Raw genomic sequence first — 17,142 nt, forward strand, 5'->3', positions numbered from 1 at the left:
TACAAGCCTTACGCATCATTGGAAAACAGATTCGTACTGGCGACACAGTTGGCCGCATCAGCTGAATCAAGCTGCAATAATACGAATGTCGGCAACACCAAACAGCACCGAAAGCACCGCTTGCAGTGAGCGTAATTCTGTGGCTCCAAGGGCTTGGCATCGCCCAGCGAGTTATCGTAGAGTGTGACCACTGTGTTTGCATGGGTCGCTGTTGAATCGTGGCCTGATGCAGTAGATCTTCAGATCCGCTACATCCGTTCGACTCTTTACTCCTTGCAACCAGTTTCCGCTTTCTGCACATGCAGGGGCGTTTCCACTATTGAGTTTCAAGGATACAAAGCTATGTCGAATCGTCAGAACGGTACCGTCAAGTGGTTTAATGACGAAAAAGGTTTTGGTTTCATCACTCCCGAAAGCGGTCCGGATCTGTTCGTGCACTTCCGCGCGATCGAAGGCAACGGCTTCAAGAGCCTGAAAGAAGGCCAGAAGGTCAGCTTCGTCGCAGTGCAAGGTCAAAAGGGCATGCAGGCAGACCAGGTTCAGATCCAGGAGTAAGCCCCGCCCCGAAAAGCCCCTGATGACCAGCATCAGGGGCTTTTTTATGCGCGCGTTTTCGTAAAATGCGCCACCGCCTTCCCTAGCGAGACAACAAGCATGCGCAACCACCCGCTGAGCCCGCAGGGCCAGTTTCCTGCCGCCGGCCTGATTCGCAGACTCGCCGCTATCTTCTACGATGCTTTTCTGTCGATTGCACTGATGATGGTGGTCACGCTTTTCTACCAGCAGGTGATCTTGCGTTTTTTTTATGGGAGCGAAGGACTTAGAGCAGTAGCGGAAGCAGGCGGCCTGGATATGGACCCGATCCTCTCGACACTGTTACTGTTCGCGCTGTTCGCATTTTTTGCCAAATTCTGGACGCATAACGGTCAGACGCTCGGCATGCAGGTCTGGGGTGTGCGCATCCAGAACGCCGATGGCAGCGCCATCGACCTGTGGCAGGCCCTGTTGCGCTTCCTGATTGCGATCATGTCCTGGCTTGCCCTGGGATTGGGCTATTGGTGGATGCTCTGGGACAAGCAACACCGAACCTGGCACGACATCTATTCGCAGAGCCAAGTCGTGCAGCTACCGAAAAACATCCATAAAAAATAGCTGCAAGCTGCAAGCTGCAAGCTGCAAGCTGCAAGCTGCAAGCTGCAAGCTGCATCAGCGTGCGGGCGGATGCCAAACCATTGTCATGCTGTTACTTGAAGCTTATGGCTTGAAGCTTGCCGCTGCCTTAACCCGCCCGCCGCAACAACCAGACACCTGCCAGCGCGCAGATGCCCGCCGGCACCGCCACCGCCAGCAGTGGCGAGAAGCCGAAGACCTGGCTCGCCGGACCCAGCAGGTCCTGCAGAATGCGGAACACGAAGCCGACAATGACACCGGTGAAGATGCGCTGGCCGAGCGTCACTGAGCGCAACGGCCCAAAGATAAACGAGATCGCCAGCAAAACCAGCGCCACCGTCACGGCCGGCTGCAACACCTTGCTCCAAAACGCCAACCAATAGCGGCCGTTGTTCAATCCTTGCTCACCCAGATAGTGGATATAGCGCCACAATCCCGTGATCGACAATGCATCCGGCTCCATCACCACAGTGCTGACCAGCTGGGGCGTCAGCTGCACATCCCAGCGCTCCTCGGCAGACTTGGTCACCTCGGTATGATCAGCTCGAAAGTGGGTCGTCGCGACGTCACTGAGTAGCCACTGATCACCCTCGTAGCGCGCGCGACGGGCGAAACTCGCCGACAGCAGTTGCCGTTGGTCATCGAAACGGTAGCGGGTCACTCCGAGCAGTAGACCACTGGGCTGCACCGCATTGATATGGATGAACTCGCCGCCCTGCCGGTGCCACAACCCGCGCTTGCTGCTTTGCGCCTCACCAGCGCCCTGCGCTGAGGAACGGCTGGCTTGTGCAATATTCTCGCTCCAAGGCGATACGTATTCACCGATCAGTACCCCTATCAGCAACAGCAGCAGCATTGGCTTCATTACGGCCAGCACGATTCGCCCCAAAGACACGCCCGCGGCACGCATGATGGTCAGCTCGCTACTGCTCGCAAGCGCACCAAGACCAATCAGGCAGCCAATCAACGCCGCCATAGGCAGCATCTCGTAGATCCGCGATGGCGTGGTCAGTAATACGTAAACGGCGGCGTTCAACGTGCCGTAGCCACCCTTCACATCACCCAATTCGTCAATGAAGGCGAACAACAGGGCCAGACCGACAATGATGCCGAGCACCGTCAGAATCGCCAGCAGAACATGGCTGCCAATGTAGCGATCAAGCTTACGCATGGGCGGCCCCCGACAGGCTGCGGCGCTTACTCATGGCAAGCCTCAGCGGTTCCCAGTACAACATCAGCATCCCTATGCCAAAGAAGATTCCATGCACCCACCAGAGCCCCAGGGCCGGGGGGATTCGGCCCTTGTCCAGGGAGCCGCGTGCGGCGATGAGCAACGCGAGGTAGGCCATGTACAGGAGGATTGCGGGGAGCAGCTTCAAGAAGCGTCCCTGCCGCGGATTGACCTTCGACAACGGGACCGCGAGCAGTGTGACAATGAATACCAGTAGCGGCAAAGACAGGCGCCACTGCAGCTCGGACTGCAAGCGGACATCCTCGCTCCCAAGCAGATCGAGCGTCGGCATTGATTCACGCTCGCTCAGCTCGACGCTGACCTCCGGCCTGGGCACCAGCACGCCATAGGTGTCGTACTGGATCGCCCGGTAGTTTGCCTGCCCTGGATTGCCGTCATAGCGATAGCCGTTTTCAAGAATCAGATAGCGGCTTCCGTCAGGCTGGATTTCCTGGCGTCCGCGTTCGGCTACCAGCACGGAGAGCCCGCGCTTATCGCCCGTGGCGTTGGAAAGGTTGGTTTCGGAGATGAACACACCAGCCAACTCGGTGCGATCAGCAGTCAGCTCGCGCGTATAGGTCACACGGGTACCGTCGCGCAGCGTCTGGAAGCGACCTGGCAGCAGCGTGTCGAACTCGGTCAGCGAGTCCTGCTCATTGAGGATGCGATCCACCTCGGCCACCCCCTGCGGGGCCAACCCGAGGCTCAGCCAACCGACCAGCCCGGCGACCAGCGCAGCCGGTGCCAGACTATAGATCAGCAGGCGACGCTGACTCATGCCGGTAGCCGAGAGAACGGTCATCTCACTGTCGAGGTAGAGCCTGCCGTAGGCCAGCAGGATGGCGAGAAACAGGCCCAGCGGCAGAATCAGCTGCAGGAACCCCGGCAGGCGGAACCCCATGATCATCAGCAGCACACCCGGATCGAGCAGCCCCTGTGCGGCCTGCGCCAGGTATTTGATGAAACGGCCGCTCATGATGATTACCAACAGCACGGCACTTACAGCGCTCAGGGTAACCAGCAGCTCACGGGACAGGTAACGAAAGACGATCAAACCGGACACTCCAGGGTTGTCAGGCTCCGGCGGCTACGCTCAAACTAGCCACCAAGCAGCCGGCCCGCCCGTAACAGGACGTTGGATTGACTCAGCATTTTCCAACGCCCCGGTAGACGAACCACCGGAAAACAAGCCCGGCATTATCCTGCAAAACCCGACTCTTTGTCTTGGGGACTCGACGCCATGGAATTCGTTGTAAAGAACACCAAAGCCGCTGCAGCCAAAACAGCCACCCTTGTTCTGCCTGTTGGCGAAGAGGATCTGCTCGGCGCGACAGCCCAGACTGTGGACCAGGCCTGTGGAGGCGCCATAAGCGCGGTGCTCAAGCGCGGCGACCTGAAAGGGAAACCGGGACAGACCCTGCTGCTGCATAGCCTGCCAAACCTCAAGGCGGATCGCGTCCTGTTGGTTGGCACCGGCAAGGATGAGGAGCGCGACGGGCGCCAGTGGCGCAAGATCGCCGGCGCAGCACTCGGCGTACTCAAAGGTCTCGCGGGCAGCGATGCGACGTTCGCCCTGCAAGATGTCCAGGTCAAGGATCGTGACATCTATGCGCGTGCTCGTATGCTGGTCGAGGTATTGGCCGACGGCCATTATGTTTTCGACCAGTTCAAGAGCAAGAAAAACGACGAGCCCAAGCTCGACAAGATTATTCTGCTGGCTGACAAAGCGGATCAGGCACGCGTCGAGCAGGCTGCTCGCCATGCCGCAGCGATTGCCGCCGGCATGAGCTTCGCCCGCGACCTTGGCAACCTGCCGCCGAATATTTGCCATCCCAGCTATGTGGCCGAGCAGGCCAAGCAGCTCGAAAAGACCTTCAAAGGCCTTAAAGTCGAGGTTCTGGACGAAAAGAAGCTGCGTGAGCTTGGCGCTGGTTCGTTTCTCGCCGTATCCCAGGGCAGCGATCAGCCCGGTTGCATCGTCGTCATGCAATACAACGGCGGCAAGAAAGGCGAGCAGCCCTACGCACTGGTCGGCAAAGGCATCACGTTCGACACGGGCGGCATCAGCCTCAAGCCCGGCCAGGGCATGGACGAAATGAAGTACGACATGTGCGGTGCCGCCAGCGTGCTTGGCACCTTCCGCGCCGCATTGGAACTTAAGCTGCCGATCAATCTGGTCGGTTTGCTCGCCTGCGCAGAAAACATGCCGAGCGGCAACGCCACCCGCCCCGGCGACATCGTCACCACCATGAGCGGGCAGACCGTTGAGATCCTCAACACCGACGCCGAAGGTCGGTTAGTGCTCTGCGATACCCTGACCTATGCCGAGCGTTTCAAGCCACGCGCGGTAATTGATGTCGCCACCCTGACCGGTGCCTGCATCGTAGCGCTGGGCAGCAACACGTCCGGCCTGCTGGGCAATAACGACGAACTGCTGCAGCAAATACTGGGCGCTGGCCAGAAAGCCGACGACCGCGCCTGGCAACTGCCATTGTTCGACGAGTATCAGGAACAGCTCGACAGCCCCTTCGCCGACATTGCCAATATCGGTGGCCCCAAGGCCGGCACCATCACCGCGGCCTGTTTTCTATCACGCTTTACCAAGGCCTATCCCTGGGCGCATCTGGACGTCGCGGGTACCGCCTGGATCAGTGGCGGTAAGGAAAAAGGCGCCACGGGACGCCCGGTCCCCTTGCTGACCCAGTACCTGCTGGACCGAGCCGAGCAGGCATGAGCCAGGCGAGCGAACACCGGGCATGACTCGAATCGAGTTCTACGTGTTGCCGGACAGCCAGCCGGCAGGCCGTGCGAGAGCGGCCTGCCAGTTGGCGAGCAAAGGCTGGCAGCACGGCTTGTCGGTATTTATTCGCTGTCAGGATAACCGACAGTGCAACGAACTGGACGAGCTGCTCTGGACGTTTCGTGCAGAGCGCTTCATTCCGCATGAGCTTCATGATGACAATCCACGCGCACCCGTGGTGATTGGCACGGAGCAGCCACCCGCCGCGACACAGGGCCTGCTGATCAACCTCTCACCTACGCTATCGCCGCACACTGACCAGTTCAGCCGGGTGATCGAAATCGTCAATCAGCAGCCTGAGCTGCTGACCGTCTGCCGGAACAATTTTCGCCTCTATCGGCAGCGTGGCTATGATCCAAAGAGAGTCGAGCTGTAAGGCGTACTGGCCGAACGCGATGGAGCCGCCGAGTCAGCGCCGACCAGCAATGATGGTTACTGGGCCAACGCCCGATCAGTACCGCCCCCTAACACGCCTGGACGCTCACTTCCGGATGCCCCGTACATGACGCAATCGCGCCCCCCAAAAGCCCATCTTCTTGATGATCTGGAATCCATTCGTACGCTGCTGGGTGACCAAGACCCGCCACTACTGAGCGAGACGCTGGACCCCGACAGCTTTCCCTTGCTTTTGGAAATCGTCGAACAGCCACCTGCACCGGCAGCCGAACCTGAGGTCGAGCCGCGCGAACCTGCCGTGCGTACAGCCTTTCGGACGCTCGCCGAGCGTCATCTCGACCACGAGCTGCACAATGCTGCGCAACTCATCCTGCAGGAGGTCATCGACGACTTTGTCCCGCAGATCGAAGCCGAGCTGCGCGTCCGCCTGGAAGCGCGCGCCGAGCAGCTGATCAAGTCCCATCGTTCCTGAGTCGCAGCCAACCGAGGCAAACGCCACGCCGGAATAGACACTTGCGCGCGGCTCAGCTGTGCCGGCAGGACAAAAGCGGCATCGCCACCCTGCCGATCATCCACTTTGCCTTTATACTTGCCCGCTTTTCCGATCAGCCGTTCTAAGGGTCCCGCCGCATGGACAAGACCTACCAGCCGCACGCCATCGAAACCTCCTGGTACCAGACCTGGGAAACGAACAACTATTTCGCACCCCAAGGTTCAGGCGAGCCCTACACCATCATGATCCCGCCGCCGAACGTCACCGGCAGCCTGCACATGGGCCACGGGTTCAACAACGCCATCATGGATGCGCTGATCCGCTGGCGCCGCATGCAGGGCCGCAACACCCTGTGGCAGCCGGGTACCGACCATGCCGGTATCGCCACGCAGATGGTGGTCGAGCGCCAGCTCGGCGCGCAGGGCGTTTCGCGTCATGACCTTGGACGCGAAAAGTTTCTCGACAAGGTCTGGCAGTGGAAGGAAGAGTCCGGCGGCACCATTACCCGGCAGATTCGTCGCCTGGGCTCCTCGGTAGACTGGTCGCGCGAACGCTTCACCATGGACGACGTCCTGTCCGAGGCGGTCAAGGAAGCCTTCGTCCGCCTGCACGAGGACGGCCTGATCTACCGCGGCAAGCGCCTGGTCAACTGGGATACCAAGCTGCACACCGCGATCTCAGACCTCGAAGTCGAGAACCATGACGAGAAAGGTCATCTCTGGCACCTGCGTTATCCGCTGGCCGACGGCTGCAAGACTGCAGACGGCCTGGATTACCTGGTGGTCGCCACGACTCGTCCGGAAACCATGCTGGGTGACGCCGCCATTGCGGTGCACCCGGAGGACGAGCGCTACAAGAGCCTGATCGGCCGCCACGTCATGCTGCCGCTGGTCAACCGCCTGATCCCCATCGTGGCCGACGACTATGTCGACCTCGAATTCGGTACCGGCTGCGTGAAGATCACCCCGGCCCATGACTTCAACGACTACGAGGTCGGCCAGCGTCATCACCTGCCGCTGATCAATATCTTCGACCAGAATGCCTGCATCCTGGCCCGTGCCCAGGTGTTCAACGTCGACGGCACGGTGAACGACAAGGTCGACGCCAGCCTGCCGGACGGCTACGCGCACATGGACCGCTTCGATGCGCGCAAGGCCATCGTCGCCGAGTTCGACGCCATGAGCCTGCTGGAAAAGATCGACGACCACGCGCTGAAAGTCCCCCGCGGTGATCGCTCCGGCACCATCATCGAGCCGTGGCTGACCGACCAGTGGTACGTTTCCACCAAACCGCTGGCCGAGAAGGCCATCGCCGCCGTCGAAAGCGGCGAAATCCAGTTCGTGCCCAAGCAGTACGAGAACATGTACTTCAGCTGGATGCGCGACATCCAGGACTGGTGCATCAGCCGTCAGCTCTGGTGGGGCCATCGCATTCCTGCGTGGTACGACGAAGCCGGCAACGTCTACGTTGGCCGCGATGAAGTGGAGGTACGCAGCAAGTACAACCTCTGCAACAACGTCGAACTGCGTCAGGACGAGGACGTGCTGGACACCTGGTTCAGCTCCGGCCTGTGGACCTTTTCCACACTCGGCTGGCCGCAGCAGACCGAGTTCCTGAAGACCTTCCACCCCACCGACGTGCTGGTCACAGGCTTCGACATCATCTTCTTCTGGGTCGCCCGGATGATCATGCTGTCCACTCACCTGACCGGGCAGATTCCGTTCAAGACCGTCTACGTGCACGGTCTGGTACGCGATGGTCAGGGGCAGAAGATGTCCAAGTCCAAGGGCAACGTGCTCGACCCGCTGGACATCGTCGATGGCATCACCCTCGATGAACTGCTGACCAAGCGCACCAGCGGCATGATGCAGCCCAAGCTGGCCGAGAAGATCGCCAAGCAGACCCGCGCCGAGTTCCCCGAAGGCATCGCCAGCTACGGCACCGACGCCCTGCGCTTTACCTTCTGCTCGCTGGCCTCAACCGGCCGCGACATCAAGTTCGACATGGGCCGCGTCGAGGGTTACCGCAACTTCTGCAACAAGATCTGGAACGCCGCCAACTTCGTCTTCGAGAACACCGAGGGCAAGGACACGGGGCTCAACGGCGAGCCCGTCGAGCTCTCGTCGGTGGATCGCTGGATCATCTCCGCGCTGCAGCGTACCGAGAGCGAAGTGAATCGACAGCTGGAGGCGTTCCGCTTCGACCTGGCCGCTCAGGCGCTGTACGAGTTCATCTGGGACGAGTACTGCGCCTGGTACCTGGAGCTGGTCAAGCCGCTGCTGTGGGACGAGACCGCAAGCGCCGAACGCCAGCGCGGCACCCGCCGCACCCTGGTGCGCGTGCTGGAAACCGCGCTGCGTCTGGCGCATCCGTTCATGCCGTTCATCACCGAGGAAATCTGGCAGCGCGTCGCGCCACTGGCCGGCAAGTCCGGTCCGACGCTGATGCTGCAGCCGTGGCCGGAGTTCAACCCGGAGCGTATCGACGAAGCCGCCGAAGGCGATATCGAGTGGCTCAAGGCCTTCATGCTGGGCATCCGCCAGATCCGCGGCGAGATGAACATCTCCATGGCCAAGCGCATCGACGTGGTGCTGGGCAACGCCTCGGCTACCGATCAACGCCGCCTGACCGACAACGAGCCGCTGCTGAAGAAACTGGCCAAGCTGGAAAGCGTGCGCCTGCTCAACGACGGCGAAGAAGCACCGCTGTCGGCCATCGCGCTGGTGGGTGACATGCAGGTGCTTGTGCCGATGGCTGGTCTGATCGACAAGGATGCCGAACTGGCTCGCCTGGACAAGGAACTCGCCCGGCTGGACGGCGAGGTCAAGCGCGTCGGCGGAAAGCTGTCGAACGCCGGTTTCGTCGACAAGGCTCCCGCCGAGGTGATCGACAAGGAACGCGCCAAACTGGCCGAGGCCGAACAGGCCAAAGCCAGGCTGCAGGAGCAGCGCGACCGCATCGCCACGCTCTGATCAGATGCGGCAATCGCAAAAGGCCAGCCCGAAAAGGTGCTGGCCTTTTTGCTTAAGGAGGTCATCTTGATTGATGACAAGTTATTACCGGCAACGCTGATACACTATGCCGCACATGAAACACCCCTTTACAAACTGGCAGGCCGTTAAAGCCAAGACGAACAGCTCGACGATGTGAAATGAGCCCCCTGCTGCGAAGCGCAATGCCCCACGTATTTCGCCGAACGCGCAACCGTCTCCCAGGGCAGTCCACCGCCCCGATTTGTTTCACCTCGCTAGCGAATCGTTCCCCTGCCAGCCGCTGAGGCTGCGTCGACACACCCGCATGCCCCGGCAAGGTTCCTCAAGATGGAGTCCCTCCGATGTATGCACTCATGGCTGTCGTGTTCGTCATAGGCTATCTATGCATCGCCTTTGAACATCCCCTGAAGATAGACAAGGCCGCTGCCGCGATCCTGACCGCGGTTGTAACCTGGACCATTCTGGTGCTGGGCGCCGACCAGATACTTCCGCTGCTGCAACCCGGCAGCCACAACCCCGGGGACTCCTCGGCGGTGGTGATCGAATCGCTGCGTCATCATCTGGGAGAAGTCTCGGAGATTCTCTTCTTCCTGCTCGGCGCGATGACCATCGTCGAGCTGATCGACTCCCACGAAGGTTTCAAGGTAATCACCGACCGCATCCAGACCCGCAAGCGCGTGCACCTGCTGTGGATCATCGGCTTCCTCACCTTCTTCCTCTCTGCAGCACTGGACAACCTGACCACCACCATCGTCATGGTCTCGCTGCTGCGCAAGCTCATCCGTGGCCGTCCCGAGCGCTGGTTGTTCGTCGGCGTCGTGGTAATCGCCGCCAACGCCGGTGGTGCCTGGTCGCCGATCGGTGACGTGACCACCACCATGCTCTGGATCGGTAGCCAGATCAGCGCTTCCGGCGTGATTACCGGCCTGTTCCTGCCAAGCCTGGTGTGCCTGCTGGTACCGCTGCTCATCCTCAGCTTCCGCCTGCACGGTGAAGCCCCGCGGCCACGAGCACGGGCGCACCTGGCGGAAAAATACCCGCCGGCCACCACGCCATTCGAGCGCAATCTGGTACTCGGTCTTGGCCTCGGCGCCCTGCTCTTCGTCCCGGTGTTCAAGACCGTGACCCACCTGCCGCCGTACATGGGCATCCTCTTCGGCCTGGGCGTGCTCTGGGTGACCACCGAGTTCATCCACCGCAACAAGAGTGCCGAAGACAAGCACCCGCTTTCGGTAGTCGGCGTCCTGCGCAAGGTGGACACCCCCAGCGTGCTGTTCTTCCTCGGCATTCTGTTGGCCGTATCCAGTCTCGCTACCGCGGGCCACCTGACCCAGGTCGCGACCGCGCTGCGTGAATCGCTCGGCCACATCTACCCGATCACCTACGCCATCGGCCTGCTTTCGGCCGTGGTCGACAACGTGCCGCTGGTGGCCGGTGCGATGAAGATGTACCCGCTGGTCAGCGAGAAGATGCTGGCTGCAACCGCGGCAGAGGAAATTAGCTGGATGTCCCAGTTCGTCGTCGATGGCAACTTCTGGGAGATGCTCGCCTTCTGCGCCGGTACCGGCGGTAGCACGCTGATCATCGGCTCGGCTGCGGGGGTCGCGGCGATGGGCATGGAGAAGATCAGCTTCACCTGGTACGTCAAGCGCGTCAGCTTGCTGGCCTTCCTCGGTTACACTGCGGGCGCCGCGACCTACATCGGCATGCTCGCCCTGCGCTAAACCGCAGTGAGCCTGGCCAGGTCGCTGCCCCCCATAGACGACCTGGCCAGGGACCTTCCATGACCGTCAGCAAGACCAAAACCAGTTTCTATCGCCGACTCTACGTCGCCTGGCTGATTGACAGCGGCACCGCCTGCAGTGTCCCTGCACTGATGGCCGCGACCGGCATGCCACGGCGTACCGCCCAGGACACCCTTGCCGCGCTCACGGAGCTGGACATCGACTGCAGCTTCGAGCAGGACGACGGCGAACGCCACAATGCCGGCCACTATGCCATCCGCGACTGGGGTGCCATCGAAAAGGGCTGGATCGAGCGCAACCTGCCGCGTATCAAATCCATTCTCGAATATCCCTGATCGACCATGAGTGGCGACCTGCTGCTGGTTCTCGCCCTGCTCACCGGCTGCATCGGCCTGTTCGCGCTGAACAAGCCACGCATGGACGTGGTGGCGGTACTGGCCATGGTCGCGCTGCCGCTCACTGGTGTGCTCAGCGTGCAGGAGGCACTGGCCGGCTTCAGCGATCCGAGCGTGGTGCTGATCGCCACCCTGTTCGTCATCGGCGACGGCCTGGTGCGCACCGGCATCGCCTATCGCCTGGGCGACTGGCTGATGCGTACCGCCGGCAGCAGCGAGACCCGCTTGCTGATTCTGCTGATGCTGGCCGTCGCGGGGCTCGGCTCGGTGATGAGTTCGACCGGCGTGGTGGCGATCTTCATTCCCGTGGTGCTCGGCGTCGCCAATCGCATGAAGGTCTCGCCACGGCGGCTGATGATGCCGCTGGCGTTCGCCGGCCTGATCAGCGGCATGCTGACGCTGGTGGCGACGCCGCCGAACCTGGTGATCAACAGCGAACTGCGCCGCGCCGGGCTCGACGGCTTCTCCTTCTTCGATTTCACCCCCATCGGCCTGGCGATTCTGTTGCTCGGCGTCGGCTACATGCTGCTGGCGCGCCGCTGGCTGGGCAGCGACAAGCGCAGCGAAGCGACAGAACATCGCCATACGCTGGCGGATCTGGCGCGAGAGTATCGACTGGAAGAACGCGAGCGGCGACTGCGGGTGATGCCGGGATCAATTCTCGCCAACCAGGCGCTGGACGAGCTGAAGCTGCGAACCCAGTACGGCATCAACGTGATCGCCGTGGAACGCCATGACCGCTTTCGCAACCTTCTGCTGATCGCGACGGGCAATACCGAACTGTTCGTCGGCGATGTGCTGCTGGTCGATCTGGCCAGCCCGGCCATCGGCCTGCTCGGCGCCTATCAGGAGCTGGGCCTCGAACCCCTGCAACTCAGCACCTCCTACTATTCGGTGCACGGTCGCGAGCTGGGGCTGGCGGAAGTGGCGCTGCCACCGGATTCGCGCCTACCGGGCAAGACCATCCAGCAACTGGGTTTTCGCAGCCGGCACAAGCTCAACGTGGTCGGTCTGCGCCGCAATCGCCAAGCCCTGCAGGGGCTGCTGGTGGATGAAAAGCTCAAGCCAGCCGATACGCTGCTGGTGGCCGGCAGCTGGAAGCACATTCACCGTCTGCAGGGCATGAGCCGCGACCTCCTCGTGCTGAGCCTGCCGGCCGAGGTGGACGATGTGGCGCCCGCGGCCAACCAGGCACCGTTCGCGCTGCTCGGGCTGGCGGTGATGGTGACATTGATGGTCAGCGGCCTGGTGCCCAACGTGCTGGCGGCGCTGATTGGCTGCCTGGTCATGGGCCTGTTCCGCTGCATCGAGATGGAGAGCGCCTACAAGGCGATTCACTGGCAAAGCCTGGTGCTGATCGTCGGCATGTTGCCGTTCGCCCTGGCGTTGCAGAAAACCGGCGGCATCGCCCTGGCGACATCGGGGCTGGTCGGCCTGCTCGGCGACGCCGGACCGCATGCCCTGCTCGCCAGCCTGTTTCTGCTGACCGCCGTGATCGGGCTGTTCATCTCCAACACAGCGACGGCTGTGCTGATGGCACCCGTTGCGCTGTCCACCGCCGAGCAGCTGGGCGCCTCGCCCTACCCGTTCGCCATGATCGTCGCGCTGGCGGCCTCCGCCGCGTTCATGACGCCGATTTCCTCGCCGGTGAACACCCTGGTGCTCGGTCCCGGGCAATACCGCTTCGCCGACTTTGTCCGAGTTGGCGTGCCCTTTACCGCGCTGGTCATGATCGTCTCGGTGCTGCTGGTGCCGCTGCTGTTTCCGCTATGAATGCCGGCTGCCTCGGGACACCCACCGACGGGTAGCCAGCGAAAAGTGGCATTGCGGCTGAAAGGGCCAGCCGTTAAGCTCCAGCTCTCATTCTAAAAAGAACAGACTCCATGCCTCAGCGTGTCGCCCTGTTTCCGGTCCTGCTGGCCGGTGCCGTTCTCTTGTTGGTCGTCCATGGCCTTGGCCGCTTCGTCTATACCCCTCTTCTGCCCTGGCTGGTGGAGGACGGCCTGCTGACCGTGCAGGAAGGCGCCAGCATCGCCAGCTGGAACTACCTGGGCTATCTGATCGGCGCCCTGCTCGCGGTGCGCTGGCATCGCGTCGCGCAGATCCGCCGTACGCTGCCCTGGGCACTGGCGCTACACGTCCTGAGCGCCCTGCTGCAGACCCAGGCGGAATCCGCTGACGCCCTCGCCGCATTGCGCCTGGCCAATGGCATCAGCAACGGTCTGGTATTCGTCCAGGCGCCTTCGCTGATCCTCGAATGGCTGGCGCGACAGCAGCGCGTTTCCTCCAGTGGCCTGGTCTATCTCGGTGTCTGCGTCGGGCTGATTCTCTCCAGTTTGCTGGTGAGCCTGAGCGACGGGTACCTGCTGGGAGCCGAGCGTTGGTGGCCGGCGGCGTTGCTTTCGATACCGCTGGCCTGGTGGGGCTGGCGGCAGCTGTCGCGGCTGGACATGCCTGACGAGGAAAAGGCCCATTCTGCGGAGGAGCCACCCAGCGGCAAACTGCTCGATCGCTCCAGCACACCGCTGTTTCTTTCCTATGCCGGCGCCGGCATGGGCTACATCCTGCCGATGACTTTCCTGCCGATGGTCGCGCGTCTGCAGGTGGAGCCCGGTGACTTCCTCATCGGTGGCAGCTGGCTGGTGGTGGCGCTGGCGACGCTGCCGGCGCCCTGGCTGTGGAATCGTCTCGGCGTGCGCATGGGTGACGACATCGCCTTGCGCCTGAGCTACCTCACCCAACTGCTCGGCGTACTGGCCGCGCTGCTGCTGCCCGGCGCGGTCGGCATCCTGCTCTGTGCGGTACTGGTCGGCGGCACCTTTCTCGGCACCGTGCTGTTGACCCAGCGCCTGGCGCGAGCGCTGCATCCACACCAGGGGCCGCGGCTATCGGCGGCGCTGATCGCACTCTACGGCCTGACCCAGCTCGCCGCCCCCTGGCTGACCAGTATCTGGATGGGCATGGGCGGCAGCCTGCACAGCGCCTTCTGGCTCGGTGCCGGGGCGCTGCTCTGGGGCCTGCTGTGGATGCTGATGGTGCCGCGTCGTCGCTAGCATCAAGCCTATCCGCCAGCAGCGGTTGTGGGACAATGCGCGCCCCAGCCGCCAATCTCCCGCTGATCAGATGCCGCGTAAATCTCCGTCCCCGACTACCCAGCCCGGCCGTGCCGAACCCGGCAAGGCCCTACTGCATCCACGCAACCGCCATACCGGCCGCTACGACTTCCCGACGCTGATCGCTGGCTGCCCGGAGCTGGCCGGGCACGTCATCCTCAATCCCTACGGCAAGCAGAGCATCGACTTCGCCAACCCGGATGCGGTCCGCGTGTTCAATCGCGCACTGCTCAAGCAGTTCTACGGGATCGCGCATTGGGACATACCGCCGGGTTACCTGTGCCCGCCGGTTCCAGGCCGGGCCGACTATCTGCACGGTCTGGCCGACTTGCTGGCGGACGAAAACACTGGCGAGATTCCTCGCGGCACAGGCATTCATGCGCTGGACATTGGCACTGGCGCCAACTGCATTTATCCGTTGATCGGTCGGCGCGAATATGGCTGGCGCTTCACGGGGTCGGATATCGACGCAACGGCGCTGACATCGGCCCGTACCATCGTCACCGCCAATAAGCTGGGCAAGAGCATTGCGCTGCGCCCGCAGCAGCACCCCCGCCACGTATTTGAACACCTGGTGCAGGCCGACGACCGCTTCGACGTCACGCTGTGCAATCCGCCCTTCCATGCGTCCCAAGCAGAAGCCAGCAGTGGCAGCCAGCGCAAGTGGCGCAACCTTGGCAGGCTCGACCCCAAGCGCAAACTGCCCACCCTTAATTTCGGCGGTCAGGCGGCAGAACTTTGGTGTGAAGGCGGGGAGGCAGCCTTCATTGCGCTGCTGGCGGATGAAAGTCGCGGGGTGAGCCAGCAGGTCTGCTGGTTCAGCACGCTGGTGTCGAAAGCAAGCAACGTACAGCCGCTGCAGGCTCGGCTCAAGAAGCTCGGCGCCCAGCAGGTCCGCGTATGCGAAATGTCCCAGGGGCAAAAGCGCAGTCGCTTCGTGGCCTGGAGCTACCTCGATCATGAACAGCGCGCGACCTGGCGTGCTGATCGCTGGTCGAACCGCCAGGCAGGCTGATCATTTCCGCTACGATCAGCTTAAGCATTTCACCTCAGACGGCAATATCCCAGCGTTGGCGATCTTTCAGGGCCAGCGTCTGGATATACCGCGGCTCCCCGTTGATTTCCTCCAGCTCGGTCATCCCGGCGAGTTCGCCGACAACGCGATAGCGCTTGCCGACGCGCTTGTCCTGCAGCGGATAGAGCTGGGCGATCTGTTGGGCGAGTTCGGTAAGAGTGGACATGGTTCGGTAGCTCCAGATGACTGCATGCCGCAGCTTTTTACAGGCCTTAGGTTACGATTCAACGACAACCTTCCTTCGTCTCGCCTGTTGGAGCGACCCGTTGCGCAATTGATTCCCTACCAGGGGCAAAAACTACCCGAACGATTGATCAGCAGATACCTGCACCCAGCTGTAGCAGAGCCAGGCCGCCCTGCTGCCAGCCCCACCAGGCCGCCACCAAGAGCAGCGCCGCCAACACGGCGCCGCCTGCCCATAACCAGCCGCGGCGCATCAGGCCGTACCTGCAGCCAAGCGCACACGCTCGACAGGTTGCTCACGAATTGGCCAGTTGAGCGCAGCAGCCATCAGGCTCAGCGCGATGGAAATCTGCCAGACCAGGTCGTAACTGCCCGTCGTGTCATAGACCCAGCCGCCCAGCCAGCCACCGAAGAACGAGCCGATCTGGTGGAACAGAAACACGATGCCGCCCAACATCGACAGATTGCGCACGCCGAACAGCGTAGCGACCGTGCCATTGGTCAAGGGCACGGTGGACAGCCAGAGCAACCCCATGGCGATGCCGAAGGCATAGGCGGTCCAGAGCGTCAGCGGAGCGAAGAAGAACGCACTGATCACTACCGCTCGAGCCAGATAGAGCGCGGTCAGCAATTTCGGTTTCGAATAGCATCCTCCCAGCCAGCCCGCTGTGTAGGTACCGACGATATTGAACAGCCCGACCAGGGCCAGGACCGTCGTGCCGGCCATCGCGGGCAATTGCTTGTCGACCAGATAGGCGGGCAGGTGTATGCCGATGAATACGACCTGAAACCCGCAGACGAAGAAACCCAGCGCCAGCAGGCGGAAGCCCGAATGGTTGACCGCTTCACGCAGCGCCTCCATCAGCGTTTGCTGCGGGCCGGTCACTGGCGCTGCCGGCCCGCTGCGCAGCATCAACGCCAGCGGCATGATCAGCGCCACCAACAGCCCCAGCGCCAACAAGGCCGATGACCAGCCAAGCCAGCCGATCAGACCGAGCGTGCCGGGCAGCATGGCAAACTGACCGAACGATCCCGCTGCGCTGGCAATCCCCATCGCCATGCTGCGTTTTTCGACCGGCACCGCGCGCCCGACTGCGCCAAGGATCACGGAAAACGATGTTCCGGAAAGCCCCAGCCCAATCAGCAGCCCTGCACTGAGAGACAACGATACCGGGGAATCCGCAGCCGCCATCAGCAACAGGCCGACCGCATAGAGCACGCCACCGAGCAGCACCGCACGGGCCACACCAAAACGGTCCGCCAGCGCGCCGGTGACCGGCTGCGCCAGGCCCCAGATCAGATTCTGCAGGGCGATGGCAAAGGCAAAGGTTTCACGCCCCCAGCCGAATTCGGCGCTCATGGGTGGCAGGAAAAGGCCGAACCCGTGTCGGATTCCCAGGGAAAGAGCGAGAATCAAGGAGCCACCCAGCAGGATCCAGGTACTGTTGCGCCAAATCGCATTCATCACTGACACGCTTGCAAAAATCGAGGGGGATCCATCTTACTCGCAACCACCTCGTCATCCACCTCCCCCTTTTTACTCAGGCG

At 62.1% G+C, this 17,142-nt stretch carries 16 protein-coding genes; 11 read left to right on the forward strand and 5 right to left on the reverse strand.

The window, feature by feature from the left end:
• The first annotated feature begins 342 nt into the window (after positions 1–342).
• Both NA637_RS06625 and NA637_RS06630 read left to right on the forward strand, forming a co-directional pair.
• Complete coding sequence (locus tag NA637_RS06625; RefSeq protein WP_003284681.1) at positions 343–555, forward strand: cold-shock protein; 213 nt, start codon at positions 343–345, stop codon at positions 553–555.
• 99 nt (positions 556–654) lie between these two features.
• Positions 655–1,152: an RDD family protein gene (locus NA637_RS06630; RefSeq protein ID WP_256071534.1), complete on the forward strand. Its 498-nt coding sequence runs from the start codon at positions 655–657 to the stop codon at positions 1,150–1,152.
• Positions 1,153–1,279: 127 nt separating this feature from the next.
• Here the strand turns inward: NA637_RS06630 and lptG are convergent, their stop codons facing one another.
• Complete coding sequence (lptG, locus tag NA637_RS06635; protein WP_256071535.1) at positions 1,280–2,341, reverse strand: LPS export ABC transporter permease LptG; 1,062 nt, start codon at positions 2,339–2,341, stop codon at positions 1,280–1,282.
• The gene (lptF, locus tag NA637_RS06640; RefSeq protein WP_256071536.1) at positions 2,334–3,455 is read right to left on the reverse strand and encodes an LPS export ABC transporter permease LptF; all 1,122 of its coding nucleotides are present in this window, start codon (positions 3,453–3,455) and stop codon (positions 2,334–2,336) included. The genes lptG and lptF overlap by 8 nt, the downstream gene beginning before the upstream one ends.
• Positions 3,456–3,641: 186 nt before the next feature.
• On the opposite strand from lptF, the gene NA637_RS06645 reads away from it, so the two are divergent.
• The 9 genes from NA637_RS06645 (at position 3,642) to rlmF (ending at position 15,351) form a co-directional block, all read left to right on the forward strand.
• Positions 3,642–5,135 (forward strand): leucyl aminopeptidase, encoded by a 1,494-nt coding sequence (locus tag NA637_RS06645; RefSeq protein ID WP_256071537.1) that lies wholly within the window; start codon positions 3,642–3,644, stop codon positions 5,133–5,135.
• Between the two features lie 22 nt (positions 5,136–5,157).
• Positions 5,158–5,577, forward strand: a complete 420-nt coding sequence (locus NA637_RS06650) for a DNA polymerase III subunit chi (RefSeq protein ID WP_256071538.1) — start codon at positions 5,158–5,160, stop codon at positions 5,575–5,577.
• Between the two features lie 126 nt (positions 5,578–5,703).
• Positions 5,704–6,069 (forward strand): DNA polymerase III subunit chi, encoded by a 366-nt coding sequence (locus NA637_RS06655; RefSeq protein ID WP_256071539.1) that lies wholly within the window; start codon positions 5,704–5,706, stop codon positions 6,067–6,069.
• 158 nt (positions 6,070–6,227) lie between these two features.
• Positions 6,228–9,062 (forward strand): valine--tRNA ligase, encoded by a 2,835-nt coding sequence (locus NA637_RS06660; protein WP_256071540.1) that lies wholly within the window; start codon positions 6,228–6,230, stop codon positions 9,060–9,062.
• A 362-nt stretch (positions 9,063–9,424) separates the two neighbouring features.
• The gene (nhaD, locus tag NA637_RS06665; protein WP_256071541.1) at positions 9,425–10,807 is read left to right on the forward strand and encodes a sodium:proton antiporter NhaD; all 1,383 of its coding nucleotides are present in this window, start codon (positions 9,425–9,427) and stop codon (positions 10,805–10,807) included.
• A gap of 59 nt (positions 10,808–10,866) precedes the next feature.
• On the forward strand, positions 10,867–11,163 hold the full coding sequence (locus NA637_RS06670) for a winged helix-turn-helix domain-containing protein (RefSeq protein ID WP_256071542.1): 297 nt from the start codon (positions 10,867–10,869) through the stop codon (positions 11,161–11,163).
• Between the two features lie 6 nt (positions 11,164–11,169).
• Complete coding sequence (locus NA637_RS06675) at positions 11,170–12,996, forward strand: SLC13 family permease (RefSeq protein WP_256071543.1); 1,827 nt, start codon at positions 11,170–11,172, stop codon at positions 12,994–12,996.
• A gap of 110 nt (positions 12,997–13,106) precedes the next feature.
• Positions 13,107–14,276, forward strand: a complete 1,170-nt coding sequence (locus NA637_RS06680) for a YbfB/YjiJ family MFS transporter (protein ID WP_228208387.1) — start codon at positions 13,107–13,109, stop codon at positions 14,274–14,276.
• Positions 14,277–14,346: 70 nt separating this feature from the next.
• Positions 14,347–15,351, forward strand: a complete 1,005-nt coding sequence (gene rlmF / locus NA637_RS06685; protein WP_256071544.1) for a 23S rRNA (adenine(1618)-N(6))-methyltransferase RlmF — start codon at positions 14,347–14,349, stop codon at positions 15,349–15,351.
• A gap of 34 nt (positions 15,352–15,385) precedes the next feature.
• On the opposite strand, the gene NA637_RS06690 is transcribed toward rlmF, so the two are convergent.
• The 3 genes from NA637_RS06690 to NA637_RS06700 all read right to left on the reverse strand — a co-directional run bounded on the left by NA637_RS06690 (position 15,386) and on the right by NA637_RS06700 (position 17,059).
• On the reverse strand, positions 15,386–15,577 hold the full coding sequence (locus NA637_RS06690) for a hypothetical protein (protein WP_045425197.1): 192 nt from the start codon (positions 15,575–15,577) through the stop codon (positions 15,386–15,388).
• Positions 15,578–15,725: 148 nt separating this feature from the next.
• Complete coding sequence (locus NA637_RS06695) at positions 15,726–15,848, reverse strand: hypothetical protein (protein ID WP_256071545.1); 123 nt, start codon at positions 15,846–15,848, stop codon at positions 15,726–15,728.
• Complete coding sequence (locus NA637_RS06700) at positions 15,848–17,059, reverse strand: MFS transporter (RefSeq protein WP_272888934.1); 1,212 nt, start codon at positions 17,057–17,059, stop codon at positions 15,848–15,850. The genes NA637_RS06695 and NA637_RS06700 overlap by 1 nt, the downstream gene beginning before the upstream one ends.
• Positions 17,060–17,142: the final 83 nt, after the last annotated feature.

Origin of the sequence: Stutzerimonas stutzeri (genome assembly GCF_024448935.1) — a bacterium.
GTDB classification, from domain to species: domain Bacteria; phylum Pseudomonadota; class Gammaproteobacteria; order Pseudomonadales; family Pseudomonadaceae; genus Stutzerimonas; species Stutzerimonas stutzeri_AO.

What these genes read in the sequence shown, in the direction of transcription:
- NA637_RS06670 (WP_256071542.1), top strand. Translation starts at nt 10,867, where the DNA reads ATGACCGTCAGCAAGACCAAAACCAGTTTCTATCGCCGACTCTACGTC.
- NA637_RS06700 (WP_272888934.1), bottom strand. Translation starts at nt 17,059, where the DNA reads ATGAATGCGATTTGGCGCAACAGTACCTGGATCCTGCTGGGTGGCTCC.
- NA637_RS06630 (WP_256071534.1), top strand. Translation starts at nt 655, where the DNA reads ATGCGCAACCACCCGCTGAGCCCGCAGGGCCAGTTTCCTGCCGCCGGC.
- NA637_RS06645 (WP_256071537.1), top strand. Translation starts at nt 3,642, where the DNA reads ATGGAATTCGTTGTAAAGAACACCAAAGCCGCTGCAGCCAAAACAGCC.
- NA637_RS06680 (WP_228208387.1), top strand. Translation starts at nt 13,107, where the DNA reads ATGCCTCAGCGTGTCGCCCTGTTTCCGGTCCTGCTGGCCGGTGCCGTT.
- NA637_RS06695 (WP_256071545.1), bottom strand. Translation starts at nt 15,848, where the DNA reads ATGCGCCGCGGCTGGTTATGGGCAGGCGGCGCCGTGTTGGCGGCGCTG.
- lptG (WP_256071535.1), bottom strand. Translation starts at nt 2,341, where the DNA reads ATGCGTAAGCTTGATCGCTACATTGGCAGCCATGTTCTGCTGGCGATT.
- NA637_RS06675 (WP_256071543.1), top strand. Translation starts at nt 11,170, where the DNA reads ATGAGTGGCGACCTGCTGCTGGTTCTCGCCCTGCTCACCGGCTGCATC.
- NA637_RS06690 (WP_045425197.1), bottom strand. Translation starts at nt 15,577, where the DNA reads ATGTCCACTCTTACCGAACTCGCCCAACAGATCGCCCAGCTCTATCCG.
- NA637_RS06655 (WP_256071539.1), top strand. Translation starts at nt 5,704, where the DNA reads ATGACGCAATCGCGCCCCCCAAAAGCCCATCTTCTTGATGATCTGGAA.
- NA637_RS06650 (WP_256071538.1), top strand. Translation starts at nt 5,158, where the DNA reads ATGACTCGAATCGAGTTCTACGTGTTGCCGGACAGCCAGCCGGCAGGC.
- nhaD (WP_256071541.1), top strand. Translation starts at nt 9,425, where the DNA reads ATGTATGCACTCATGGCTGTCGTGTTCGTCATAGGCTATCTATGCATC.
- NA637_RS06625 (WP_003284681.1), top strand. Translation starts at nt 343, where the DNA reads ATGTCGAATCGTCAGAACGGTACCGTCAAGTGGTTTAATGACGAAAAA.
- NA637_RS06660 (WP_256071540.1), top strand. Translation starts at nt 6,228, where the DNA reads ATGGACAAGACCTACCAGCCGCACGCCATCGAAACCTCCTGGTACCAG.
- rlmF (WP_256071544.1), top strand. Translation starts at nt 14,347, where the DNA reads ATGCCGCGTAAATCTCCGTCCCCGACTACCCAGCCCGGCCGTGCCGAA.